This window comes from Frigoribacterium sp. AC394, assembly GCF_979258095.1.
Map to the genome: position 1 here is coordinate 2,554,999 of NZ_OZ409834.1, position 22,934 is coordinate 2,577,932.

At 71.1% G+C, this 22,934-nt stretch carries 21 protein-coding genes; 14 read left to right on the top strand and 7 right to left on the bottom strand.

Annotated features, from left to right (window positions below; all coding sequences use genetic code 11):
• Positions 1–31: 31 nt before the first annotated feature.
• Both ACZZY9_RS11910 and pucL read right to left on the bottom strand, forming a co-directional pair.
• Complete coding sequence (locus ACZZY9_RS11910; protein WP_320478248.1) at positions 32–508, bottom strand: nucleoside deaminase; 477 nt, start codon at positions 506–508, stop codon at positions 32–34.
• Positions 509–564: 56 nt separating this feature from the next.
• Positions 565–1,458, bottom strand: a complete 894-nt coding sequence (pucL, locus tag ACZZY9_RS11915; RefSeq protein WP_463464221.1) for a factor-independent urate hydroxylase — start codon at positions 1,456–1,458, stop codon at positions 565–567.
• A gap of 159 nt (positions 1,459–1,617) precedes the next feature.
• Between pucL and ACZZY9_RS11920 the strand changes: the two genes are divergently transcribed.
• The 6 genes from ACZZY9_RS11920 to ACZZY9_RS11945 all read left to right on the top strand — a co-directional run bounded on the left by ACZZY9_RS11920 (position 1,618) and on the right by ACZZY9_RS11945 (position 8,830).
• Positions 1,618–2,766 (top strand): acetamidase/formamidase family protein, encoded by a 1,149-nt coding sequence (locus ACZZY9_RS11920; protein WP_463464222.1) that lies wholly within the window; start codon positions 1,618–1,620, stop codon positions 2,764–2,766.
• The gene (locus ACZZY9_RS11925; protein WP_463464223.1) at positions 2,759–4,489 is read left to right on the top strand and encodes an AtzH-like domain-containing protein; all 1,731 of its coding nucleotides are present in this window, start codon (positions 2,759–2,761) and stop codon (positions 4,487–4,489) included. The genes ACZZY9_RS11920 and ACZZY9_RS11925 overlap by 8 nt, the downstream gene beginning before the upstream one ends.
• Before the next feature lie 111 nt (positions 4,490–4,600).
• Positions 4,601–5,932, top strand: coding sequence for a pyridoxal-phosphate-dependent aminotransferase family protein (locus ACZZY9_RS11930; protein WP_463464224.1), 1,332 nt, complete (start codon positions 4,601–4,603; stop codon positions 5,930–5,932).
• On the top strand, positions 5,929–7,206 hold the full coding sequence (locus ACZZY9_RS11935) for an allantoate amidohydrolase (protein ID WP_463464225.1): 1,278 nt from the start codon (positions 5,929–5,931) through the stop codon (positions 7,204–7,206). The genes ACZZY9_RS11930 and ACZZY9_RS11935 overlap by 4 nt, the downstream gene beginning before the upstream one ends.
• The gene (locus ACZZY9_RS11940; RefSeq protein WP_463464226.1) at positions 7,203–8,132 is read left to right on the top strand and encodes a MurR/RpiR family transcriptional regulator; all 930 of its coding nucleotides are present in this window, start codon (positions 7,203–7,205) and stop codon (positions 8,130–8,132) included. Before ACZZY9_RS11935 ends, ACZZY9_RS11940 begins: the two co-directional genes overlap by 4 nt.
• A gap of 56 nt (positions 8,133–8,188) precedes the next feature.
• Positions 8,189–8,830: a TetR/AcrR family transcriptional regulator gene (locus ACZZY9_RS11945; RefSeq protein ID WP_463464227.1), complete on the top strand. Its 642-nt coding sequence runs from the start codon at positions 8,189–8,191 to the stop codon at positions 8,828–8,830.
• Here ACZZY9_RS11945 and ACZZY9_RS11950 read toward each other — a convergent pair.
• The 5 genes from ACZZY9_RS11950 to ACZZY9_RS11970 form a co-directional block, all read right to left on the bottom strand.
• Entirely contained in the window at positions 8,755–10,149 is a 1,395-nt protein-coding gene (locus ACZZY9_RS11950; protein WP_463464228.1) for a PP2C family protein-serine/threonine phosphatase, read from the bottom strand. The two genes, ACZZY9_RS11945 and ACZZY9_RS11950, sit on opposite strands and share 76 nt — an antisense overlap.
• 152 nt (positions 10,150–10,301) lie before the next feature.
• The gene (locus ACZZY9_RS11955) at positions 10,302–11,435 is read right to left on the bottom strand and encodes a calcium:cation antiporter (RefSeq protein WP_463464229.1); all 1,134 of its coding nucleotides are present in this window, start codon (positions 11,433–11,435) and stop codon (positions 10,302–10,304) included.
• Positions 11,436–11,610: 175 nt separating this feature from the next.
• A complete protein-coding gene (locus ACZZY9_RS11960; RefSeq protein ID WP_463464230.1) occupies positions 11,611–11,928 on the bottom strand; it encodes a DMT family transporter in 318 nt (105 codons plus the stop codon).
• Positions 11,928–12,281 carry a DMT family transporter gene (locus ACZZY9_RS11965; RefSeq protein WP_463464231.1) on the bottom strand — a complete coding sequence of 118 codons (354 nt, stop codon included), beginning with the start codon at positions 12,279–12,281 and terminating at the stop codon, positions 11,928–11,930. The genes ACZZY9_RS11960 and ACZZY9_RS11965 overlap by 1 nt, the downstream gene beginning before the upstream one ends.
• Positions 12,278–12,907: a helix-turn-helix domain-containing protein gene (locus ACZZY9_RS11970; protein ID WP_463464232.1), complete on the bottom strand. Its 630-nt coding sequence runs from the start codon at positions 12,905–12,907 to the stop codon at positions 12,278–12,280. The genes ACZZY9_RS11965 and ACZZY9_RS11970 overlap by 4 nt, the downstream gene beginning before the upstream one ends.
• A 195-nt stretch (positions 12,908–13,102) precedes the next feature.
• On the opposite strand from ACZZY9_RS11970, the gene ACZZY9_RS11975 reads away from it, so the two are divergent.
• The 8 genes from ACZZY9_RS11975 to ACZZY9_RS12010 all read left to right on the top strand — a co-directional run bounded on the left by ACZZY9_RS11975 (position 13,103) and on the right by ACZZY9_RS12010 (position 22,931).
• The gene (locus ACZZY9_RS11975; protein WP_320479669.1) at positions 13,103–14,551 is read left to right on the top strand and encodes a sugar porter family MFS transporter; all 1,449 of its coding nucleotides are present in this window, start codon (positions 13,103–13,105) and stop codon (positions 14,549–14,551) included.
• Positions 14,548–15,507, top strand: coding sequence for a 5-dehydro-2-deoxygluconokinase (gene iolC, locus ACZZY9_RS11980; protein ID WP_463464233.1), 960 nt, complete (start codon positions 14,548–14,550; stop codon positions 15,505–15,507). Before ACZZY9_RS11975 ends, iolC begins: the two co-directional genes overlap by 4 nt.
• Positions 15,500–16,423 (top strand): class I fructose-bisphosphate aldolase, encoded by a 924-nt coding sequence (locus ACZZY9_RS11985; RefSeq protein ID WP_320478235.1) that lies wholly within the window; start codon positions 15,500–15,502, stop codon positions 16,421–16,423. Before iolC ends, ACZZY9_RS11985 begins: the two co-directional genes overlap by 8 nt.
• Positions 16,420–17,928 (top strand): CoA-acylating methylmalonate-semialdehyde dehydrogenase, encoded by a 1,509-nt coding sequence (locus tag ACZZY9_RS11990; RefSeq protein WP_463464234.1) that lies wholly within the window; start codon positions 16,420–16,422, stop codon positions 17,926–17,928. Before ACZZY9_RS11985 ends, ACZZY9_RS11990 begins: the two co-directional genes overlap by 4 nt.
• A gap of 75 nt (positions 17,929–18,003) precedes the next feature.
• Positions 18,004–18,927 (top strand): 5-deoxy-glucuronate isomerase, encoded by a 924-nt coding sequence (gene iolB, locus ACZZY9_RS11995; protein ID WP_463464235.1) that lies wholly within the window; start codon positions 18,004–18,006, stop codon positions 18,925–18,927.
• Positions 18,924–20,822 (top strand): 3D-(3,5/4)-trihydroxycyclohexane-1,2-dione acylhydrolase (decyclizing), encoded by a 1,899-nt coding sequence (gene iolD / locus ACZZY9_RS12000; protein WP_463464236.1) that lies wholly within the window; start codon positions 18,924–18,926, stop codon positions 20,820–20,822. The genes iolB and iolD overlap by 4 nt, the downstream gene beginning before the upstream one ends.
• 52 nt (positions 20,823–20,874) lie before the next feature.
• Positions 20,875–21,843: a sugar phosphate isomerase/epimerase family protein gene (locus tag ACZZY9_RS12005; protein WP_463464237.1), complete on the top strand. Its 969-nt coding sequence runs from the start codon at positions 20,875–20,877 to the stop codon at positions 21,841–21,843.
• A 38-nt stretch (positions 21,844–21,881) separates the two neighbouring features.
• Positions 21,882–22,931 carry a Gfo/Idh/MocA family protein gene (locus ACZZY9_RS12010; protein ID WP_463464676.1) on the top strand — a complete coding sequence of 350 codons (1,050 nt, stop codon included), beginning with the start codon at positions 21,882–21,884 and terminating at the stop codon, positions 22,929–22,931.
• Positions 22,932–22,934 lie beyond the last annotated feature (3 nt).

Sequence of the window (22,934 nt, forward strand, 5' to 3'; positions counted from 1 at the left end):
GCCCCTCCTGCGCTCCGCCGCCGGCACCGGCCTAGTAGTCCGTCCGGTGGTCATGGGCCAGCCAGGCGTCGAAGGGGGCCGGGGCGTTCTCGGGTCGGACGGCGTCGACGGGGAGATCCCACGTCGCGCGGTCGCGACCGAAGAGCTCGTAGAACTCGAGGTCGTCGAAGCCGCCGCGCGCCGCGTCGTGCCGGTCGGCCGCGTAGACGACGCGGTCGACGCGAGCCCAGAGCGCCGCCGAGAGGCAGAGCGGGCACGGCTCGCACGAGGTGTAGAGCGTCGCCCCGGCGAGCGAGAAGTCGCCGATCGCCGAGCAGGCGGCTCGGATCGCGACGACCTCGGCGTGCGCCGTCGGGTCGAGATCGCGGGTGACCCGGTTCTGCCCCTCGGCGAGCACCACGCCGTCGCGGACGATCAGCGCACCGAACGGGCCACCGCCGTCGGCGACGTTCGCGACCGCGAGGTCAATGGAGCGGGCGAGCCACTGGGCGTCGTCGGTGCCGGGCATGGCGCCTCCTGGGGTGTCGGGTTCGGGTGTCGGGGTGCGGACGAGAGACCGGTGCGTCAGGCCAGACCGGCGGAGGCGCGCCAGGCCTCGCCGGCCGGGGGAGCGTCGTCGCGGATGAGGGTGGCTTCGATCAGACCGTAGGGCCGGTCGGCCGCCCAGAACACCTCGTTCTGGTTCTCGAGACCGAACCGGTCGAGATCGTAGGCGAAATGGTGCCTGTTGGGTGCGACGAGGCGCACCTCGGCGATCTCGGGCACGGCCTCGAGCACCGCGCGGCCCATGTGCCAGAGCGTCTGTTGCAGAGCGAGCGACTGGAGGGTCGCGAAGTGCGCGACGAGCAGTCTCTTCACCTCGGCGTAGACGGACTCCCACTCGACCTCGGTCGACGTGAACCGCCACTTCGCGTCGAGCGCCGTCGCCATCACGCGATCGTGGGTCTCGGGCAGGGTGGTGAAGTCGTCGCTGAGGAACCCCGCGAACTCCGACCCGGTCGACTTCAGCAGCACGAGGTCTTTCAAGCCGCCGATCACGTGCTCGCCGGTGGCGTCGACGGTGACGGCGGCCGTGCGGACCTCCTGACCGGTGCGCAGCCAGGTGTGGTCGTGCTCGACGCCGTCGACGACGGCGCGCTGCCAGGCGAACTCCTCGATCTCGATGCGGGCGCCCTCGACGGGCCCGACGTCGCGGACGAAGTGCCGGGCGAGATCGAGCCCGAAGCCCTCGATCGACTGGACGCCGTGCGACTTGGCGAACGCGAACGCCGTGTTCTTCTGGGTGTCGGTGGGCAGCACGGCCGACTGGTCGCCCTCGAGGTAGGCGGCCTCGAACGGGCCGCGCAGCGCGGTGGTCACGTTGAGGTCGCGGATCTCGTGCCGAGGGGCGTCGCGCACGATGCGCACGAGCCGTGACTCCGCTTTGCCGTACTGGTTGTCGCCGAGGATGATCGCCATGCGGTGATCCTCACACGGTCGTGTGAACGGCGTGTTTCACGATCGGCCGATTGTGAACTGCTTGTTTCAGAGCGGCCCTCGGGAGGGGAGGTCGGGTCACTAGGGTCGGGAGGGCCCCGGTGAGGACCGTCCCGGGCGCGCGAGATCGAGAGGCCCCGCATGACCGACCCCCACTCCGCCGCAGCCGCCGCACCCGCCGCAGCCCCAGCCCCCGTCGTCCCCGTCCTGCAGCCGGGCGAGGGCGACCTGCCCGGCGACGCCTACCTGCCGGCCACCCCCGAGACGACGCTCTGGGGTCGACTGCCCTGCGCCTCCGACGCTCCGGTGCTCTCGATCGAGTCGGGCTCGACGGTCACGATCGACACCGTGAGCCACGAGGGCGTGCTCGACGATCAGGGCCGCGACCCGCTCGCCTTCTTCGCGTCGCACGGGGTGTCCGCCGACGCGGTGCTGCGTGACGCGGTCGAGATCGCCGCCTCCGACGCCTCGGGTCGCGACGCCTCCGTCGACGGTCCGCACGTGGTCACCGGCCCCGTCGAGGTCCGTGGCGCGCGACCGGGCTACCTCCTCAAGATGACCGTCGTGGCGGCGACGCCGCGCGTGCCCTACGGCGTCGTGTCGAATCGGCACGGGCGGGGCGCCCTCGCCGGCGAGTACCCGCTGGGCGACGACTCGGTCAGCGTCTTCGCGGCCGTCGACGCGGGCCCCGACGGCCTGGTCGGCACGATGCCGGTCGTGCCGGGCGGCCCGCATGCGGTGCGGTTCCCGCTGCGGCCGTTCCTCGGAATCATGGGCGTCGCGGTCGCGGGCGGCGAGCGTCCGCACTCGGTGCCGCCCGGTCCGCACGGCGGCAACATCGACATCAACCTGCTCACCGAGGGCGCGTCGCTCTACCTGCCCGTGCAGGTCGACGGGGCCCTGGCCTACGTCGGCGACCCGCACTTCGCGCAGGGCGACGGCGAGGTGGCGCTGACCGCGATGGAGGCGTCGCTGCGGGTCACCCTCCGCTTCGACGTCGTGCCGCACGACGTCGCCGTCGCGGAGTTCGGCGAACTGGTCGGCCCGCTCGCCGAGACCCGCGACCACCTCGTGCCCACCGGCATGGACCCCGACCTCGACGAGGCCGTCAGGGCCTGCGTCCGCGCCGCGATCGCCCTCCTCCGTGCCCGGTGGGGCATGGACGAGACCCTCGCCTACGCCTATCTCAGCGCCGCCACCGACTTCGACATCTCGCAGGTCGTCGATCTCGTCACCGGTGTGCACGCCCGCATCCGCGTCGCCGACTTCGACGGGGTCGACCGTGGTTGAGGGCGTCCCCGAGGAGGCGCGGGTCGACTCGGTCACGACCCTCGCCTCGGTCGAGGGGTCGCCGCCCGACGGGCTGCTCGCCGCCTTCGACGCGTACGAGCGTGCGCTCGCCGCCGACGACCAGGCGGCGCTCGCGGCCGCGTTCGAGCCGACCGCGACCGTGCTGCGCGCCGACGCCGGCGGGCTCCTCATCGGGCACGAGGCGATCACGGCGTTCCGTGGTCGACGGGGCTCGGGGCCGGTGCGTCGGGTGGTCGAGGTGCATGTTCGGGTGCTCGACGACGACACCGCTCTGATCGTCTCGGTCAACGCGCCGGCGGGCGGCGGGCGCGGGGTCGTCACGCAGCTCTGGCGCCGCGGTGCCGACGCAGAGGCCCCTGCCGGCGGCACCTGGCGCATCGCGTCCGCGCAGGTCCAGGCGCCGGCGCCCGCCGTCGACCGACGGGTGTGGCGCGTGGTGGGGGAGCCGCTCGTGCCGGGTCGGCGAGGCGACGGGGTGACCGGCACCGCGCCTCCTGCAGGTCAGGGGGGCGGTGCGCCCGGGGGGTCGCTCGTCGGCGAGACCGTCGCCGTGAAGGACCTCTTCGCCGTCGCCGGTCAGGCGATCGGCGCCGGCGTGCCCGCGTTCCTCGACGAGGCGGACCCCGAGACGGAGCACGCGTCCGCGGTGCGGCTCCTGCTCGAGGCGGGGGCGTCGGTGACCGGCATCGCCCAGACCGACGAGTTCGCGTACAGCATCGCCGGCCGCAACTCCGCGTACGGCACCCCGCCCAACCCCGCGGTGCCCGGTGCGATCTCGGGCGGATCGACCAGCGGACCGGCCGCAGCCGTCGCCCTCGGCCAGGCGAGCATCGGTCTCGGCACCGACACGGGCGGATCGTTGCGCGTGCCGGCTTCGTACCAGGGGCTCTGGGGCCTCCGCACGACGCACGGAGCCGTCGACCGCACGGGGCTGCTGCCGCTCGCCCCGACCTTCGACACCGTCGGCTGGCTGGCGCGCGACGCCGACACCGTGCTGCGGGCGGCTGCGGCGACGCTGCCCGCCCACGATCAGCGCGGCGTCGACCCGTCGTACGTCGTCGACCCCTCGCTGCTCGCGGCCGTCACGCCCGAGGTGCGGACCGCCTTCACCCGGTCGATCGAAGAGGCCGTCTCGGCAGGGAGCATCGCCCGCCCCGAACCCGTCGCGCTCGGTGACGTCGCCGAGCTGTTCGAGCTGTTCCGCGTGCTGCAGGCGTACGAGGCGTGGCGGTCGAACGGTGCGTGGATCTCCGCGCACCCAGGGTGCCTGGCCCCCGACGTCGCGGCGCGCTTCGCGTTCGGCTCGACGGTGTCGCCGCAGCGTGCCGAGGAGGCGCGGGTCGCCCTGGCCGACGAGCGTCGCCGTCTCGAGTCCCTCCTCGCCGACCGGGTGCTGCTGCTGCCGAGCGCGTCGTCGGCGGCGCCGTCGCTCAGTGCGTCGGCGGCCGAGGTCGACGCCGTGCGGTCGGCGACCCTCGGTCTGACCTGCGTGGCCGGGGTGCTCGGCGCGCCCGCTGTCTCGGCGCCGAGACTCGAGGTGCCCGTCGCCGGACTCATCGAGGTGACGCAAAGGGGGCGGTCGACCGCGTCCGAGGCCACCTTTGAGGCATCTCGACGCCTGGCGCCGGTCGGACTCTGCTTCGTGGGGCCGCGGGGGTCGGACCTCGCGCTGCTCGGGCTCGCGGCGGCGTGGCCGGGCTGAACCGCGCCTCCTGCACCGCGCCTCCTGCACCGCGCCTCCCGAGCCGCGGCCCGTGCTCCCGAGCAACGCGAGTTCATCCGCCTGAAACACGGGTTGCGTAAGATGGGCCGGGTGAAACGAGTCTTCCAGCAGATCGATCCCCCCGCTCGACTGTTGATGGGCCCCGGCCCGATCAACGCCGATCCGCGAGTGCTGCGCGCCATGTCGGCGCAGCTCGTCGGTCAGTACGACCCGGCGATGACCGCCTACATGGACGAGACGCAGGCCCTTTACCGCGAGGTGTTCCGCACCGCGAACGAGCAGACCGTGCTCGTCGACGGCACCTCGCGCGCCGGCATCGAAGCGGCCCTGGTGTCGCTGATCGAGCCGGGCGACCGCGTGCTGGTGCCGGTGTTCGGGCGGTTCGGGCACCTCCTCCGCGAGATCGCCGAGCGCTGCGGCGCCGAGGTGCACACCATCGAGGTGCCGTGGGGCGAGGTGTTCACGCTCGAGCAGATCACCGCCGCGATCGAGCGGGTGCGCCCGAAGCTGCTCGCCGTCGTGCACGGCGACACGTCGACCACCGTCGCCCAGCCGCTCGAGGGCCTCGGCGAGGTCTGCGCGAAGCACGGCGTGCTGTTCTACACCGACGTCACGGCGTCGATCACCGGCAACGCGTTCGACACCGACGCGCTCGGTCTCGACGCCGTCACCGCGGGGCTGCAGAAGTGCCTGGGCGGTCCGTCGGGCTCGGCGCCGGCCACGTTCTCGCCGCGTGCGGTCGAGGCGATCCGGTCGCGGACGTCGATCGAGGCGGGCATCCGCGGCGTCGGCGATGTCACGAGCAGCCGGCGCATCGCCTCGAACTACTTCGACCTCGCGATGATCTTCGACTACTGGGGCCCCCAGCGGCTCAACCACCACACCGAGGCGACGACCATGCTCTACGGCGCCCGCGAGTGCGCCCGGCTCGTGGTCGACGAGGGCCTCGAGCAGACCATCGCCCGGCACGCGCTGCACGGCTCGGCCATGCTCGCCGGCGTGCAGGGCCTCGGCCTCGAGGTGTTCGGCGATCTCGCGCACAAGATGAACAACGTCGTCGCCGTGGTGATCCCCGACGGGGTCGACGGCGACGCGGTGCGCGGCGCGATGCTGACCGACTTCGGCATCGAGATCGGCACCTCGTTCGGTCCGCTGCACGGCAAGGTGTGGCGCATCGGCACCATGGGCTACAACGCCCGTCGCGACACCGTGCTGACCACTCTCTCCGCGCTCGAGGCCGTGCTGCGCCGGGCCGGAGCGCCGATCACGACCGGCGGCGGAGTGGGCGCGGCCTACGACGTCTACACCGACGCGGACCGCGCGGCGGCGACCGCAGCGGCGGCGACGGCAGCAGCGACGACCGCAGCAGCGACGACCGCAGCAGCGGCGACCGAGACGGACGGCGCAGGAGGCGCGGCGTGAGTCCCGAAGAGGCCTCCGGCATCGCCCCCGACGCCCGCACGGTGCTCGAGCGCTGCGACGTGCTCGCCGCCGTGTCGTCGAGCAGCACGGGTCTGACCCGCGTCTACCTCAGCCCCGAGCACGCGCGGGTCAACGAGCTCGCCGGCCGGTGGATGGAGCAGGCGGGCATGACGACATGGCTCGACGCCGCCGGCAACCAGCGGGGGCGCTACGAGGGCCGGGAGCCCGGGGCGCCCGCCCTGCTGCTGGGCTCGCACCTCGACACGGTGCCCGACGCGGGGCGCTACGACGGCATGCTCGGCGTGCTGCTCGCGATCGCGGTCGTCGAGCGTCTGAGCGCCGCCGGCATCCGGCTGCCCTTCGCCGTCGAGGTGCTCGCGTTCGGCGACGAGGAGGGCACCCGCTTCGGCACGGCCCTGCTCGGATCGCGCGCCGTCGCCGGCACCTGGGACGACGCGTGGTGGCAGCTCGTCGACTCGGAGGGCGTGAGCCTGCGCGACGCGTTCGTCGCGTTCGGGCTCGACCCCGAGGCCGTGGGCGACGCCGCGCCTCCTCGGGGCTCCGTCGTCGGGTATCTCGAGACCCACATCGAGCAGGGGCCGTACCTGGAAGAGGCCGATCGGGCGCTCGCCGTCGTGTCGTCGATCGCCGGGGCGCGGCGGTTCGAGCTGACCATGACGGGGGTCGCCGGGCACGCCGGCGGTGTGCCGTTCCACCGGCGGCACGACGCCCTGGCCGGGGCGAGCGAGGTCGTGCTCGCCGTCGAGCGCATCGCCCGCGACGCCGGCTGCATCGCCACGGTCGGGCGTCTCGAGGCGTTCCCGGGCGGGGTCAACGTGATCCCGGGGCTCGTCGAGTTCAGCCTCGACCTCCGGGCCGAGCACGACGCCCGGCGCGACGAGGTCTGGGCCGCCATCGAGGCAGCCGCCGCACGCACCTGCGCCGACCGCGGGCTCGTCTTCGCCGCCCACGAGACCCACTCGGCACCGGCCGTCGTCGCCTCGGCGGCGCTCGCCGACGCGGTGCGCACCGGCATCGTCGCGACCGGTGACGCCGATCCGATGACGCTGTTCTCGAAGGCGGGGCACGACGCCATGGCGATCGACGCGCTGACCGACTGGGCCATGCTCTTCGTCCGCTGCGGCAACGGCGGCATCAGCCACCACCCCGACGAGACCGTCACCGCGGCCGACGTCGCCCTGGCGCTCGACGCGTTCGAGGCGGCCGTCCGCGAACTCGCCGCGCGGCACGTCGTCGCCGAGACGACCGCATGAGCGACGCCCCCGCAGGAGGCGCGGGTCGGGTCGACCCCGCCGCCCCCGCCCCCGGGTCGCCGGCTCCCGGCCCGGCCACCGGCTCGGCCCCCGACCAGGCGCCCGTCCCGGCCCCCGAGGGCATCCGCGACCGCATCGACTCGGGCTACGGCGCGCTGAGCCCGAGCGAGCAGCGGGCGGCGGACTTCATCCTCGATCACCTCGACGATCTCGCCGTCTACACGGCGACCGAGATCGCGGAGCAGAGCGGGGTGTCGAAGGCGACGGTGTCGCGGCTGTTCCGGCGCCTCGGGTTCACCGACGCGCAGGAGGTCCGCGATCAGGCGCGGGCCTCACGGAGCCGAGGGGTCCCGGTCGGGTCGGCCAGCGCCTCCTCGGATCTCGTGCGTCACGCGGCGGCGGAGCACCGCAACCTGCAGCGCATGCTCGACGGTCTCGCCGACGGGCGCCTCGAGCGGGCGGCGACGCTGATCGCCGGGGCCCGCCGGGTGGTCGTCGCGGGGTTCCGCAACAGCTACCCGGTCGCCTCGCACCTGCGGCAGCAGCTCGTGCAGGCGCGCGACGACGTGCGCCTCGCACCGCAGCCCGGGCAGTCGGTCGGCGAGGAGCTCGCCGGGCTGGGCGAGCGCGACGTCGTCGTGCTCGTCGGGTTCCGTCGGCGACCGGCCGGTTTCGCGGGGCTCGTCAGCGCCCTCGGGCGGCAGGGCGTGCCCGTGGTGCTGATCGGCGACGTGACGGCCCGCGCCCCCGGTGCGCTGCGGCTCGAGTGCCCGGTCGACAGCGAGTCGCCGTTCGACAGCTACGCCGCGGCGATGAGTCTCGCGGCGCTGCTCGCCTCCGCTGTGCTCGCCGAGCATCCGCGGGCGGGGCGGACGCGGGTCGGTCAGATCACGTCGCTCTACAGCGACCTCGCCGAACTCGAGTAGCGGATGACGGCCAGCGTCGCAGCGGCGGCGACGGAGAGTCCCCTAGGGTCGAAGTCATGGTGAGCACCGCCGACGCCCCCGGTTCTCGGCCCCGCAAGGCGGAGGTGCGAGAACGGCTGCTGGTGGCCGCGGCCCGGCTGTTCTCGACCGGCGGGGTCCACACGACCACGCTCGACGAGGTGGCCCGCGAGGCCGGCTTCAGCAAGGGCGCCGTCTACTCGAACTTCGCGTCGAAGGCCGATCTCGTGGTCGAGCTGCTGCGCCGCGAGACCGACGGGGCGCTGAAGGCCCTCGACGACATGATGCTGCCCGGCACCGAGCTGACCTCGCTGCCCGACGCGATTCGCCGGGCGTTCGAGCCGTACGGCCCCGGCACGGCCGAGGATTTCGCGCTCATGTCCGAGTTCCGTTCGCAGGCCCTCGCCGACGAGCAGGTCATGGCGGTCTTCGTCGAGCAGCGACGGGCCGTGCTCGAGAAGCTGCGCGGGCTGATCGATCAGGTCTTCGCCGGAGGCACGGTGCAGGTCACGGGACTGACCTCCGACACCCTCGCGCGCCTCCTGATCGACATCGCCCTCGGGTCGGCCTTCGACTCGCCCGCCACCGGCGAGGTGTCGCCGGGTCAGGTGATGGGCGAGGTGGTCGAGGCGCTGACGAGATCGCGGCGGATCGCCACCACGGTCACGTCGTCGGGGTAGTCGCCCTCGGCGGCCAGACGGGTGATGCTCGTCACCGCGCCCGACGCGGTGGGCTCGGCGGCGGTCGCGACGTCGGCGGCCCTGCTGAGCGCCGACACGTCGTCGTCGAAGAGGTCGAGGACCCCGTCGCTGCAGATCAGCAGCAGGTCGCCGGGATCGAGACGCGTCGTGGTCGTCACCCAGGTCTGCGTGCCGTAGACCCCCATCGGGAGGTTCTCGGAGGCGATCACCTCGCGGGTGCCGTCGGCTCGGCAGATGACGCCCAGACCGTGACCCGCGTCGACCGCCGTCACCACGCCGCTCTCGGCGTCGAGCTGCAGGTGCAGCAGCGTGACGAAGGCGTCGACGGCCTCGAGATCCGTCTCGACCGCGCGATCGACGATGGACATCGTCTGACCGGGCTCGTGAGACGGGGTCGCGGCGCGGAGCGACGCCCGGACGGTCGCCGCGATCATCGCCGCACCGACCCCCTTGCCCATGACGTCGGCGAGGGTGACCACGAGGCCGTCCGGGGTCCGCTGCCAGTCGAAGAAGTCACCGCTGACCGCACCGCTCGGGATGCAGGTGCCGGCGACGTCGTAGCCCGGCAGATCGGGGGTCGACTGCGGCAGCAGCCTGCGCTGCACCCCGCCGCCGTCGAGCAGCTCCTGACGCGAGCGGGCCGCGCGGGCGGCGAGCACCTTGGTGATCTGCTCGCCGCTGAGCGACGCCATGCTGAACGACACGACGACGAGGAGCACGAGGGTGATCAGCGTCGTCGAGGGGGTTCCGAAGAACGTGACGAAGAGGTCGCTGCGCGGGCCGGCCGTCAGGAACGCCCCGAAGCGGATGAGGTAGTAGAGACCGAGGGCCCCCGAGGCCAGGATGAGCGGCCAGCGGGTCCGCGACAGCTGGGCGTCGAGCAGCACGATCTCGCGGGTGGAGAGACTGATGAGAGTGCCCATCAGGGCCAGATAGAGGGGTCCGCCCGACCAGTCGTTCGTCGCCGGCGAGTCGAAGGCCGACACGACCGTGACGAACGCCGCCGGTGCGACGACGAGCCACCACGGCGTCGGGCGGACCCGCAGGGATCTGCTGCCCATCCAGACCGATGCGGCGCCGGCGACCACGACGCCGTTGCCGAGGGGGTTGCCCCACACCTGATCGGCCGTGCCGTCTCGCAGATACGCGAAGGACCCGGCCATGAAGAGGACGAGCGCCGCGCACCACCAGAAGCTGAAGGCGGATCTCGTGCTGCGGTAGGTGACGAACGCGAAGAGCAGGAACAGGGTGAGGGTGATGACGCCGAACGCGATCCGCAGAGTGATGGAGTCGAGCAAGGAGGATCTCTGTTCGTTCGTAGTCGGGCGACCGGAGGACTCGACCTCGGCGGGTCGTCTCGGCGGCCTCGCACGGCCTCGGACCCCCACGGTATTTTAAGCCGCCGGAGGAGTCGGCAGGGCACCCCCAGTTGGGGAACGACCCGTTCGGGTCACGGGGAGAAGATCAGCAGGGCGAACACTCCGAACAGGACGAGATGGGCGACGCCGTGCAGCGCGTTGGTGCGCTTCGACGTGAAGGTGACGATGCTCAGCGCGAGCGTCGCCGCGATGAGGACCGTGTTCGCGGCCGACTCGCCGAGCACGACCGTCTCGCCGGTGATCAGGCCGATGACGAGCACCGCGGGGAGGGTCAGGCCGACGGTGGAGACGAAGGCGCCGAGCCCCAGGTTGATGGTCCGCTGGGTCTCGTTCCCCAGGGAGGCGCGGATCGCCGTCACGGCCTCCGGGGTGAAGACGATGAGGGCGATCAGGACGCCGCTCAAGGTCGCGGGGGCGCCGAGGAGGGCGATCCCGACGTCGAGCAGAGTGGCCAGATCGTGCGAGAGCAGCACAATGGGGAGGACGGTGACGACGAGCAGAGCCGAGTGGGTGATGACGAGGCGCCTGCTCAGGAGGGCGGTCGGCCCGGTCTCCGTCGCGCCCGCCGTCGTCTTGGACATCGTCGCCGCTGTGGAGGAGGGCTGCGTGAACAGCTCGCGGTTCTTCGTGGTCTGCAGGCCGAGGAAGGTCGCGTAGGCGGCGGCCGCCAGGACGGCGACGCCGAGCGCCTGCACGTCAGAGAACGATCCGGCGGCGGCCGAGGTGGTCGCATTCGGCAGGACGAGCGCCAGCAGCGTGAAGACGACGATCATGCCGAGGTACTGCGACGTGCCCTCCCGGTTGTAGCGCTGGGGGCCGTGCCGCAGTCCGCCGACCAGAAGAGCGGCACCCAGTACGCCGTTGATGATGATCATCATCACGGCGAAGAGGGAGTCGCGGGCGATGGTCGTCGACTCACCCGGCCCGAGCATGACGGAGGCGATCAGGATGACCTCGATGATCACGATCGACAGGGTCAGGATCAGGGTGCCGAAGGGCTCTCCGAGGGCTCTCGCCAGGTGCTCGGCCTCGTGGATGACGCGGAACGCCGCGACCACGATCGCTGCGAGGATCACGACGAACGACACCGCGGCCACCGGGGGAGCGATGGGGTCGTGGAGCAGACCCGGTCCGATGACGACGGAGGCGGCGACGACGAGCCACACGGCGACCAGCGGCACGAGGGTCGAGGGGGCGAGGACCACGCCGAGGGGCGTCGCCGGGGCCTCTCTCGAGGGGTGTGGACGAGTCGTGTGGGGCATGGTCACCTCCGCGAGGTCGTCCCCGAGAGCTGCCGACCCGCGGAGGTCGTCCCCCGGGGTGCATCGATCATTCGAAGATACCAGCGCCGCCCGAGCATCCCCGGTGCAGAACGCACGATCAGTGGCTGGCGCCGAGTTCGATGAGGAGCACGCCGCCGACGATGATGACGATGCCGAGGCTCATCAGCCGGGTCAGCGGCTCCTCGAACAGGAACCTCGAGATGATCGCGGTGACGGCGACCCCTGCCGCGGCCCAGATGCCGTAGGCGACTCCGAGGGGGATGCCGCCGGCGAGGGCGAGGGCGAGCATGGAGAAGGCGACGACGTAGCCGGCGGCGACGCCGCCGTACCAGCGCCTGTCGTCGATGGCGAGGCGGAGGGACGTCGTCCCGGCGACCTCGAAGGCGATGGCGAGGAGGAGGAACAGGTAGGCCATCAGTCGGTCTCCGGCTTCGTCGCAGCCTGGGCGCCGAGCTCGACGCAGAGGACGCCGACGATGACGACGACGATGCCGATGCCCATCAGGAACGTGATCGGCTCGCCGAAGAACAGACTCGATGCGACCGCCGTCAGGGCGACGCCGCTGGCACCCCAGATGCCGTAGGCGACCCCGAGGGCCATCCCGGTGCGGAGCACCAGGGCCAGGAGGATGAAGGCGGCGAGGTAGCCCACGGCGACCACGGCGTAGAAGGCGGGCTGCTCGAGGGCGGCTTTGAGCGACAGCGACGCGGTCACCTCGGACAGGATCGCCGCCGCGAGGAGCAGCCAGCCCTTCGTGGTCTCGTTCATGAGTCGGTCCCTTCGTCGATCGGGTGCGGAGCGATGTCACGGAGGGGCGCGGTGCCGACGTCCGGTTCGAAGACGGCGAGGGTGAACGCGGCCCGCTCGGTGGTCGTGTTCGCGTACGAGTGGGGCTGGTCGCCGTCGAAGGCGCAGGTGTCGCGGGTGCCGAGCGTGGTGCTGGCGGGGCCCGTCCTCAGGGTCACCGTGCCGGCGGTCACGTGCAGGATCTCCCTCGTGCCCGGTGCGTGGGAGAGGCTGTCGTGCTCGTCGCCCGGCTCGAGGCTCCACTGCCAGAGCTCGAGGACGTCCGGCGACGGCGTCCTTGCCAGCAGCACCCCCGATCCGCCTCCGGGGCTGCGCCAGAGGGTCGTCCCCTCGCCGTCGCGGGTGAGGGCCGCGGGCACGCCCTCCCGCTCGGCGACCAGGGTGGGCAGTCCGATCCCGAGCGCGTCGCTCAGCAGCAGCAGCGTCGTCACGCTCGGGTTCGTGTCGCCCTTCTCGACCTTGACGACCATCCGCCGGCTGACCCCGGATCGCTCCGCCATCTGGTCGAGCGTCCACCCGTTCGCCTGGCGCGACGCCCGGACGCGTCCGCCGATCAGTGCCGCGAGGTCGCCCATTCCGTTCACCATAGAGTGCACCGTAGTGCACTACCGTGGGCGCGAGGCGAAGACGGCCTCGAGCTCAGCAACTCGTCGTCGTCCATGATCAGATCATTTGACTGATTGACAGGACATGAGAACATGATTAGCCTGATCCTGTCGCCGGCATCAGGGTGGCACCCCGCGGCAGAGCGGGGAGCAGTCACCACAACCAATGGAGGAATCGTGGTCACGAACGCATCCGGAGGCTCTCCCCGAAGAGCGCTTCCCGCCCTGGTCTCAGGGCCTCACACCAGACGACTCGGCACCGTCGCGGTCATCGCGACGTTCGGCGGGCTGCTCTTCGGCTACGACACCGGTGTCATCAACGGCGCCCTCGACTCCATGGAGGAGAGCCTCGGGCTCACGCCCGCCAGTGAAGGCGTCATGGTGTCGGCGATCCTCATCGGAGCCGCCGTCGGCGCGTTCTTCATCGGACGCATCTCGGACGCCTTCGGCCGGAAGCCCACCATCAACACCCTGGCGATCCTGTTCTTCTTCGCCGCTCTCGCGTGCGTCCTCGCCCCCACCTGGGAGTTCCTCACCGGGGCTCGGTTCTTCCTCGGGATCGCGGTCGGCGGCGCCTCCGTCACGGTCCCCGTCTTCCTCGCCGAGCTCGCCCCGACGGAGCAGCGCGGCGGTCTCGTCAGTCGCAACGAGCTCATGATCGTCTCGGGCCAGCTCGCCGCGTTCACGATCAACGCCGTCATCGGCAGCATCTGGGGTGAGCACGACGACGTCTGGCGATACATGCTCTCCGTCGCCGTGCTCCCCGCCATCGCACTCTTCATCGGCATGTTCCGTGTGCCCGAGAGCCCGCGCTGGCTCATCGCGAAGGGCCGCGACGACGACGCCCTCGCAGTCCTCAAGCAGATCCGCGCCGACGACCGCGCCGTGGCCGAGATGGCCGAGGTCCGCGAACTCGCTGAAGAGGAGAAGGAGGCGAAGAGCGCCCGCCTCGCCGATCTCGTCGCCGAGCCATGGCTCCGCAAGATCCTGCTCATCGGGATCGGCCTCGCCGTCACCCAGCAGCTCACCGGCATCAACTCGATCATGTACTACGGCACTCAGGTGCTGCAGCAGTCGGGCTTCTCGCAGAGCGGCGCCCTGATCGCCAACGTCGGCGCCGGTGTGATCGCGGTCGTCGCCATGCTCGTCGCCCTCCGAGTCATCAACAGGGTCGGCCGACGCAACATGCTCATGTTCGGCTTCGCCGGCGTCGCGATCTTCCACCTGCTCATCGGCCTGTCGTCCCTCCTGATCCCCGAGGGCCTCGGCCGTGCGATCGTCGTCCTGATCTTCGTCATCTGCTTCGTCGGCACCATGCAGGGCACCATCGGGCCGCTCGTGTGGCTCATGCTCAGCGAGATCTTCCCCCTGAAGCTCCGCGGAGTCGGGATGGGCCTCACCGTGCTGATCCTGTGGCTCACGAACTTCGCCGTCAGCCTGCTCTTCCCGATCCTGGTCGCCGGCATCGGCATCTCGACGACGTTCTTCATCTTCGCGGTGCTGAACACCGCCTCCTTCGTCTTCGCCGCGACACGCGTCCCCGAGACCAACGGCCGCTCGCTCGAGCAGCTCGAGGAGGACTTCAGCACCGGGGCCATCTACATCGTGAAAGAAGGCAGGAAGTGACCGACAGCAGCTCTCTCGATGTCCTCACGATGGGTCGTGTCGGCGTCGACATCTACCCTCAGCAGTCCGGGGTCCCGCTCGAAGAGGTCGAGACGTTCAGCAAGTCCGTCGGCGGCAGCGCCACCAACGTCGCCATTGCCGCCGCTCGTCATGGGCGTCGCTCCGCCGTCCTCACCCGCACCGGCGACGACCCCTTCGGTCGCTACGTCGTCCGTGAGCTCGAACGACTCGGCGTCTCGACCCGGCTCATCTCGACGGTCGACGGCCTGAACACACCCGTGACCTTCTGCGAGATCTTCCCGCCCGACGACTTCCCGCTGTACTTCTATCGGCAGCCCAAAGCCCCCGACCTGATGATCACGGCCGGCGGTCTCGACCACGCGGCGATCGAGCAGGCGAGCGTCTTCTGGGCCACCGTGACGGGTCTCAGCGAAGAGCCGAGCAGGCAGGCGCACCATGTCGCGTGGCAGACCCGTGACCGCCGCCCGCTGACCATCCTCGACCTCGACTACCGGCCCATGTTCTGGAGCAGCCCCGAGGTGGCGACCCGCGAGGTGGGTCGGGCGCTCGAGCACGTGACCGTCGCCGTCGGCAATCGCGAGGAGTGCGAGATCGCGGTCGGCGAGACCGAACCCGAACGCGCTGCGGACGCCCTCCTCGATCGAGGCGTCGAGATCGCCATCGTCAAGCAGGGGCCGAAGGGCGTCCTCGCCAAGACGCGAGACGAACGCATCGAGGTGCCCGCGCATCGCGTCCAGGTCATCAACGGCCTCGGGTCCGGCGACGGCTTCGGAGGGGCGCTCTGCCACGGTCTACTCTCCGGCTGGTCGCTCGAACGCACCCTGAGGTTCGCCAACGCCGCCGGGGGCATCGTGGCCACGCGCTTCGAGTGCTCCACCGCCATGCCGACCACCGACGAGGTGGAGGCAGTCCTCCAGGAGGCGCACCATGTCTGATCCCATCGCACCCACCGTCGACTTCGAGCGACTCCGGAGCATCCGCGCCGCCGCCCCGCACCGGATCGCCGAGCTCCTCGCATCGAGAACGCGGCCCGCACCGCTGGCGGCCGACGGGCGCCTGTTCATCATCGCCGCCGATCACCCCGCCCGGGGCGCCCTCGGAGTGCGAGACGACGCCACCGCCATGGCCGATCGTTACGACCTACTCCGGCGACTGGTCGTCGCCCTCGACCGACCCGGCGTCGACGGGGTGCTCGGCACCCCCGACATCCTCGAAGACCTGGCGCTGCTCGGAGCACTCGACGGCAAGGTCGTCGTCGGCAGCATGAACCGCGGCGGACTCCAGGGCGCCTCGTTCGAGATGGACGACAGATTCACCGCCTACTCGGCCTCGTCCATCACGGAGTCGAACCTGGACTTCGCCAAGCTGCTCGTCCGCATCAACCTCGACGACGCCGGCACCGCAGCGACCCTCGACGCGACGGCGCGCGCGGTGACCGAGTCGGCAAGGCTGCGCCTGCCGATCATGCTCGAACCGTTCATGAGCAGCTGGGTCGACGGGCGGGTGAAGAACGACCTCACCGCCGACGCCGTCATCAAGTCGGTGGCGATCGCCTCAGGGCTCGGAGAGTCGTCCGCCTACAGCTGGCTGAAGCTCCCCGTGGTCGAAGACATGGAGCGCGTCATGGCTGCCACGACCCTCCCCACGCTGCTCCTCGGCGGAGACCCCGGCGGAGACCCGGCCGACACCTACCGTCGCTGGGCCGAGGCGCTCGCCCTCCCCGGCGTCCGAGGTCTCGTCGTCGGACGAACCCTCCTCTACCCGGGCGACGACGACGTCGCCGCCGCCGTGGACCTCGCAGCAGGCCTGGTCCACACGCCCGCCCACACGAACGGATCGACAGAACGATGACCTCCACGCCCACGGACCTCCCTCTCGTCGCGCACTGGATCGACAACGCCGAAGCACCCGGCGCCGGCGGACGCACCGCGCCCGTCTACGACCCGGCTCTCGGCCGCGTCACGAAGAACGTGTCGCTCGCCGACCGGTCCGAGATCGACGCCGCCGTCGCCTCCGCCGCCAAGGCCTTCCCCGCCTGGCGCGACCTCTCGATCACGAAGCGGCAGCAGATCATGTTCCGATTCCGCGAGCTGCTCCACGAGCGGAAGGGCGAACTCGCCGAGATCCTCACGAGCGAGCACGGCAAGGTCCTCTCCGACGCTCTCGGCGAGATCACCCGTGGCCTCGAGGTGGTCGAACTCGCGACCGGGTTCCCGCACCTGATCAAGGGCGAGTTCTCCCAGCAGGTCTCGACCGGTGTCGACGTGTACTCGACGAAGGCTCCGCTCGGCGTCGTCGGGATCATCAGCCCGTTCAACTTCCCGGCGATGGTGCCGATGTGGTTCTTCCCGATCGCCATCGCGGTCGGCAACACCGTCGTGTTGAAGCCGTCCGAGAAAGACCCGTCGAGTGCGATGTTCCTCGCCCGCCTCTTCGCCGAGGCCGGCCTGCCCGAGGGTGTGTTCAACGTCCTCCACGGCGACAAGGAGGCCGTCGACGGTCTGCTCGAGCACCCCGAGGTGAAGAGCATCTCGTTCGTCGGGTCGACGCCGATCGCGCAGTACATCTACGAGACCGCCGCGAAGCACGGCAAGCGCGTCCAGGCTCTCGGCGGTGCGAAGAACCACATGCTCGTGCTGCCCGACGCCGATCTCGACCTCGTGGCCGACAGCGCGATCAACGCGGGGTTCGGTTCGGCGGGTGAGCGCTGCATGGCGATCAGCGTCGTCGTCGCGGTCGAGCCCGTGGCGGACGAGCTGATCGAGAAGATCACGTCGCGCATGTCGGGCCTCACCGTCGGCGACGGGCGTCGCAGCTGCGACATGGGCCCGCTCGTCACCGAGCAGCACCGCGACAAGGTCGCCGGCTACATCGACATCGCCCTCGAAGACGGTGCCGACGTCGTCGTCGACGGCCGCGGCATCGAGGTCGACGGCGAGGCCGATGGCTTCTGGCTCGGCCCGACGCTGATCGACCGGGTGCCGCTGACGAGCCGGGTCTACACGGAGGAGATCTTCGGACCGGTCCTCTCGATCGTGAGGGTCGCCTCCTACGAAGAGGGGGTCGCCCTGATCAACGCCGGCGCGTACGGCAACGGCACCGCCATCTTCACCAACGACGGAGGCGCGGCGCGGCGATTCCAGGCCGAGATCGAGGTCGGCATGATCGGTATCAACGTGCCCATCCCCGTGCCCGTCGCCTACTACTCGTTCGGCGGCTTCAAAGACTCCATCTTCGGGTCCGACAAGGCGTACGGCATGCAGGGGTTCGAGTTCTTCACACGCGAGAAGGCGATCACATCGCGGTGGCTCGACCCGAGCCACGGCGGGGTGGACCTGGGATTCCCCCAGAACTGACCCGACGGAGGATCTCTCCCCAGGCTGCAGGCTCGCGACCACGGTGTCGCGGCACTCGATGATGAGGTGGACGACATGGACGACGACACACGCTGGTTCTTCCCCCGCGGCGACCTCGCCCGCCACGACTGGCAGACGGTGGTCGATGGCGAGGTCGACGGCTGGCAGCACACCGGGCTGAGGGTCGGCGAGCTGGCCGGCACCGGGGCGCGGCTGCCCGCGGTCGGCGTCGAGCGGATGATCGTGCCGCTGTGCGGCGACGTCGTGGTCGAGTGGAGCGATGCCCGCGGCGGCTCGGGCACCGTCGAGCTGGCGGGTCGCTCCTCCGTCTTCGAAGGCCCCGCCGACGTCGTCTACCTCGGCATCGACACGGAGGCGCGCCTCACCGGCGAAGGCCGGGTCGCGGTCGCCGAGGCCCCCGCCGACCAGGTGCTCGACGTGCAGGTGCTGCGAGCCGCCGACATCCCGGTCGAGATCCGAGGGTCGGGCCGCTCCACCCGCCAGGTGCACAACTTCGGCACGCCGGCGGGCCTCCACGCGCAGAAGCTCATCGTCTGCGAGGTCGTGACCCCGGCCGAGAACTGGTCGTCGTACCCCGCCCACAAGCACGACGAGTCCATCCCCGGCGTCGAGTCCCGACTCGAGGAGATCTACTACTTCGAGTCGGCCGTCAGCCGCGGTCTCGTCGCCCCCGAGCAGGCCGACCCCTTCGGCCTGTTCGCCACCTACAGCTCACCGGCGGGGCGGATCGACGTGAACCAGTTCGTCCGCACGGGCGACGTCGCCCTGGTCCCCTTCGGCTATCACGGCCCGGCCGTCGCGGCTCCGGGCTACGACCTCTACTACCTGAACGTCATGGCAGGCCCGGATCCCGAGCGTGCCTGGCTCATCACCGACGACCCGGCGCACGGCTGGGTCCGCACGCAGTGGGAGTCCCAGGCTCCTGACCCCCGACTGCCCTACCTCCCCGCAGCAGCACCGAAAGGACCACGTCGATGACGACGAGACGACTCACCGTCGGCCAGGCTCTGGTCGAGTTCCTCGCGAACCAGTGGACGATCGACGGAGACGTGCGCGAGCGCACGATCCCCGGCATGTTCGGCATCTTCGGCCACGGCAACGTCGCCGGCGTCGGCCAGGCCCTGAAGCAGTACCACGTCGACCGGCCCGGCCTCATGCCCTACCTGCAGGCGCGCAACGAGCAGGCGATGGTCCACGAGGCCGTCGGGTACGCCCGGATGCACCGGCGGCGCGCCACCTACGCGAGCACCGCCTCCGTCGGTCCTGGCGCGGCCAACATGCTCACGGCCGCCGCACTGGCGACGACCAACCGCCTCCCTGCGCTCCTGCTGCCGAGCGACACCTTCGCGACCCGGGTCAGCGACCCCGTGCTGCAGCAGATCGAGCTGCCGCACGACACCTCTTTGCAGGTGACCGACGCGTTCCGGCCGCTGTCGCGGTTCTTCGACCGGGTCGATCGACCCGAGCAGCTGTTCTCGATCGCTCTCGCCGCCCTGCGCGTGCTCACCGACCCGGCCGAGACCGGAGCCGTCACGATCGCCCTGCCCGAAGACGTGCAGGCCGAGTGGGTCGACGTGCCCGAGGAGTTCCTGCAGCCGCGCGAGTGGCACATCCGGCGGCCCGTCCCCGAACGCGGGCCGCTCGAGCGGGCGATCGCGGCGATCCGTTCGGCGGAGCGGCCGGTGATCGTCGCCGGCGGGGGAGTCCTCTACTCAGGGGCGGAACAGCGTCTCGACGAGTTCGCCCGCGCCACGGGCATCCCCGTGGGCACCACGCAGGCCGGTGGCGGCTCCCTCGCCTGGGATCATCCGCAGTACCTCGGCGGCATCGGGGCCACCGGCACCACGGCCGCTAATCGCATCGCGGCCGACGCCGACCTCGTCATCGGCATCGGCACCCGGTACAGCGACTTCACCACCGCCTCCCGAACCGCCTTCCAACACGCCGACGTCCGATTCGTGAACATCAACATCGCCTCGTTCGACGCCTACAAGCACGGCTCGCAGCTACCCGTCGTAGCCGACGCGCGCGAGGCCCTCGACGCACTCCTCGAGGCCCTCGCCGGGCACGCGGTGCCCGCCAAGCACGCAGCCCGCGTGGCGTCGGAGAAGACGGCATGGGATGCCCTCGTCGACGAGGCGTTCCTCCCGTCGGGGCTCGCCCTGCCCGGTCAGCCCGAGATCATCGGCGCCGTCCAGGCCGCCAGCGACCCCCGCGACGTCGTCGTCCAGGCGGCCGGGTCGCTGCCCGGCGACCTGCACAAGCTGTGGCGGGTCCGCGACCCGCTCGGCTACCACGTCGAGTACGCGTTCTCGTGCATGGGCTACGAGATCGCCGGTGGACTCGGCGTGAAGCGGGGCGCTCCCGATCGCGACGTCATCGTCATGGTCGGAGACGGCTCGTACCTGATGCTGCACACCGAGCTCGTGACGGCCGTGGCGGAGGGCATCAAGATCATCGTCGTCCTCATCCAGAACCACGGCTACGCCTCCATCGGGCATCTCTCCGAGAGCGTCGGCGCCGAGCGCTTCGGCACCCTGTACCGCCGACTCGACCCCGAGTCGCTCGACTTCCAGGGCACCGAGGTGCTCCCGGTCGATCTGGCCATGAACGCCCGCAGCTACGGTGTCGACGTGATCGAGGTGCAGCCGACCGAGAACGCCGTCGCCGACCTCTCCGCCGCTCTCGCCACGGCCAAGGCATCGTCGACGAGCACGCTCATCCACATCAACAGCGATCCGCTGGTCTACGCCCCCGACGGCGAAGGCTGGTGGGACGTCCCGGTCGCGCAGGTTTCGACCCTCGACAGCACCCGTGCCGCCCTCGTGGACTACCGCGACCACCAGGCCGGTCAGCGCCCCCTGCTGGGCTGACCCGCACCTCCACCTCGAACTCGACGACATCCTCTCGAAAGGCACCGCCGCCATGACCGACACCGTCACCGATCCCGACGCCACGCCGTCCGTCGCCTCGACCGCCTCGGACGCGCCCGGACTCCGCATCGGCACCGCCCCCGACTCGTGGGGCGTCTGGTTCCCCGAACACCCCAGCCAGATCCCGTGGCCGAGGTTCCTCGACGAGGTGCAGCAGGCCGGCTACCGGTGGATCGAGCTCGGCCCCTATGGCTACCTGCCCACCGACCCTCACCAGCTCGAGGACGAACTCGGCAAGCGCGACCTGCTGCTTTCGGCCGGGACCGTCTTCACCGGGTTCCACAAGGGCGACGACCAGTGGCAGCGCGCGTGGGACCAAGCGCTCGCCATCGCGGGGCTCGCCTCGCAGCTCGGCGCCGAGCACCTGGTCGTCATCCCCGACCTCTGGCGCAGCGACTCGACCACGGAGGTCCTCGAGGCTCGCACACTCACCGACGACCAATGGGCGAAGCTCGGCGCCGGCCACGACAAGCTCGGCAAGGCGCTGCTCGAGGAGTTCGGGGTGAAGCAGCAGTTCCACACCCACGCCGACAGCCACGTCGGCACGTATCAGGAGACCGAGCGGTTCCTCGCCGAGACCGACGCGCGCTTCACGAACCTCTGCCTCGACACCGGCCACTTCGCCTACTACGGCGGCGACAACGTGCGCCTCATCGAGGCCCACCCCGACCGCATCGGCTACCTGCACCTCAAGCAGGTCGACAGCGACCTCCGCTTCACCGTGCTGAAGAACGACGTGCCCTTCGGCGACGCGGTCGCGATGGGCGTGATGGTCGAGCCCCCGAAGGGCGTACCCGAGCTGGCGCCCGTGCTCGAGGCGGTCAGCCGCATCGATGCCGACATCTTCGCCATCGTCGAGCAGGACATGTTCCCGGTCGCGTCGATCGACCTGCCCCTCGGCATCGCCACCCGCACCCGCGAGCACATCTTGAGCTGCTCGCCCCGCGCCCGCCTCGTCTGACGACACCCCTGTTCGAAGGAGAACCAGCCATGACCCCCATCACCCACGATCTCCGTGTCGCCGTCGTCGGCGCCGGCATGATGGGCGCCGACCACGTCGCCCGGATCGCCTCGACCATCAGCGGCGCCACGGTCGTCGCCGTCGTCGACCCCGACACCGCGCGAGCGACCGCAGCCGCCGCCCAGGCGCCGGGTGCCATCACCGCGGCCGACTTCGAGGAGGCGCTCGGCGCGACAGAGATCGACGCCGTCATCATCGCGACCCCGGGCTTCCTTCACGAGGCCGTGCTGATGCCCGCCCTCGAGCGTGGTCTCGCGATCCTGTGCGAGAAGCCGCTCACCACCGACGAGGCCGCCTCCCTGCGCGTCCTCGAGGCCGAGCAGAAGCTCGACCGACCGCATATCCAGGTCGGATTCATGCGCCGCTTCGACCAGGGCTACCAAGACCTCCGGGCGCTCGTCGCCTCGGGCGAGCACGGCGCCCTGGTCGCGCTGCACTGCGCCCACCGGAACGCGACGACCCCGCCCAGCTACTCGGAAGAGATGCTGATCCTCGACTCCGTCATCCACGAGATCGACGCCGTGCCCTTCATCGCCGGCGAGCCGATCGTCGCCGTCGAGGTCAAGAAGCCGCGCCGCAACTCCCTGGCCCCCGACGGTCTCCGCGACCCGCAGTTCGTCCTCCTCGAGACGGTGTCGGGCACGCTGGCCGTCGTCGAGATCAACGTCAACATCCAGTTCGGCTACCAGGTGACCACCGACGCCGTCTTCGAGAGCGGTGTGGCCTCGATCGGTCGCGAGACGGGCCTCCAGCTGACCAGCGCCGGTCGCGTCGGCGCGCCGGTCTCGCCGACGTTCAAGGAGCGCTTCGGCGCCGCCTACGACACGCAGGTGCAGCGCTGGGTCGACGCCGCCCGCCGGGGGACCATCGACGGGCCGAGCGCCTGGGACGGCTACCTGGCCAGCGTCGTCGCGACCGCGGGCGTCGAGGCCCAGCGGACGGGGCGCCGGGTCGAGGTCGACTACGCGATCGAGAGACCGACGTTCTACGACCTGCCCGCCGGTGCCGACGCCGCCATCGAGGCCTAGTCC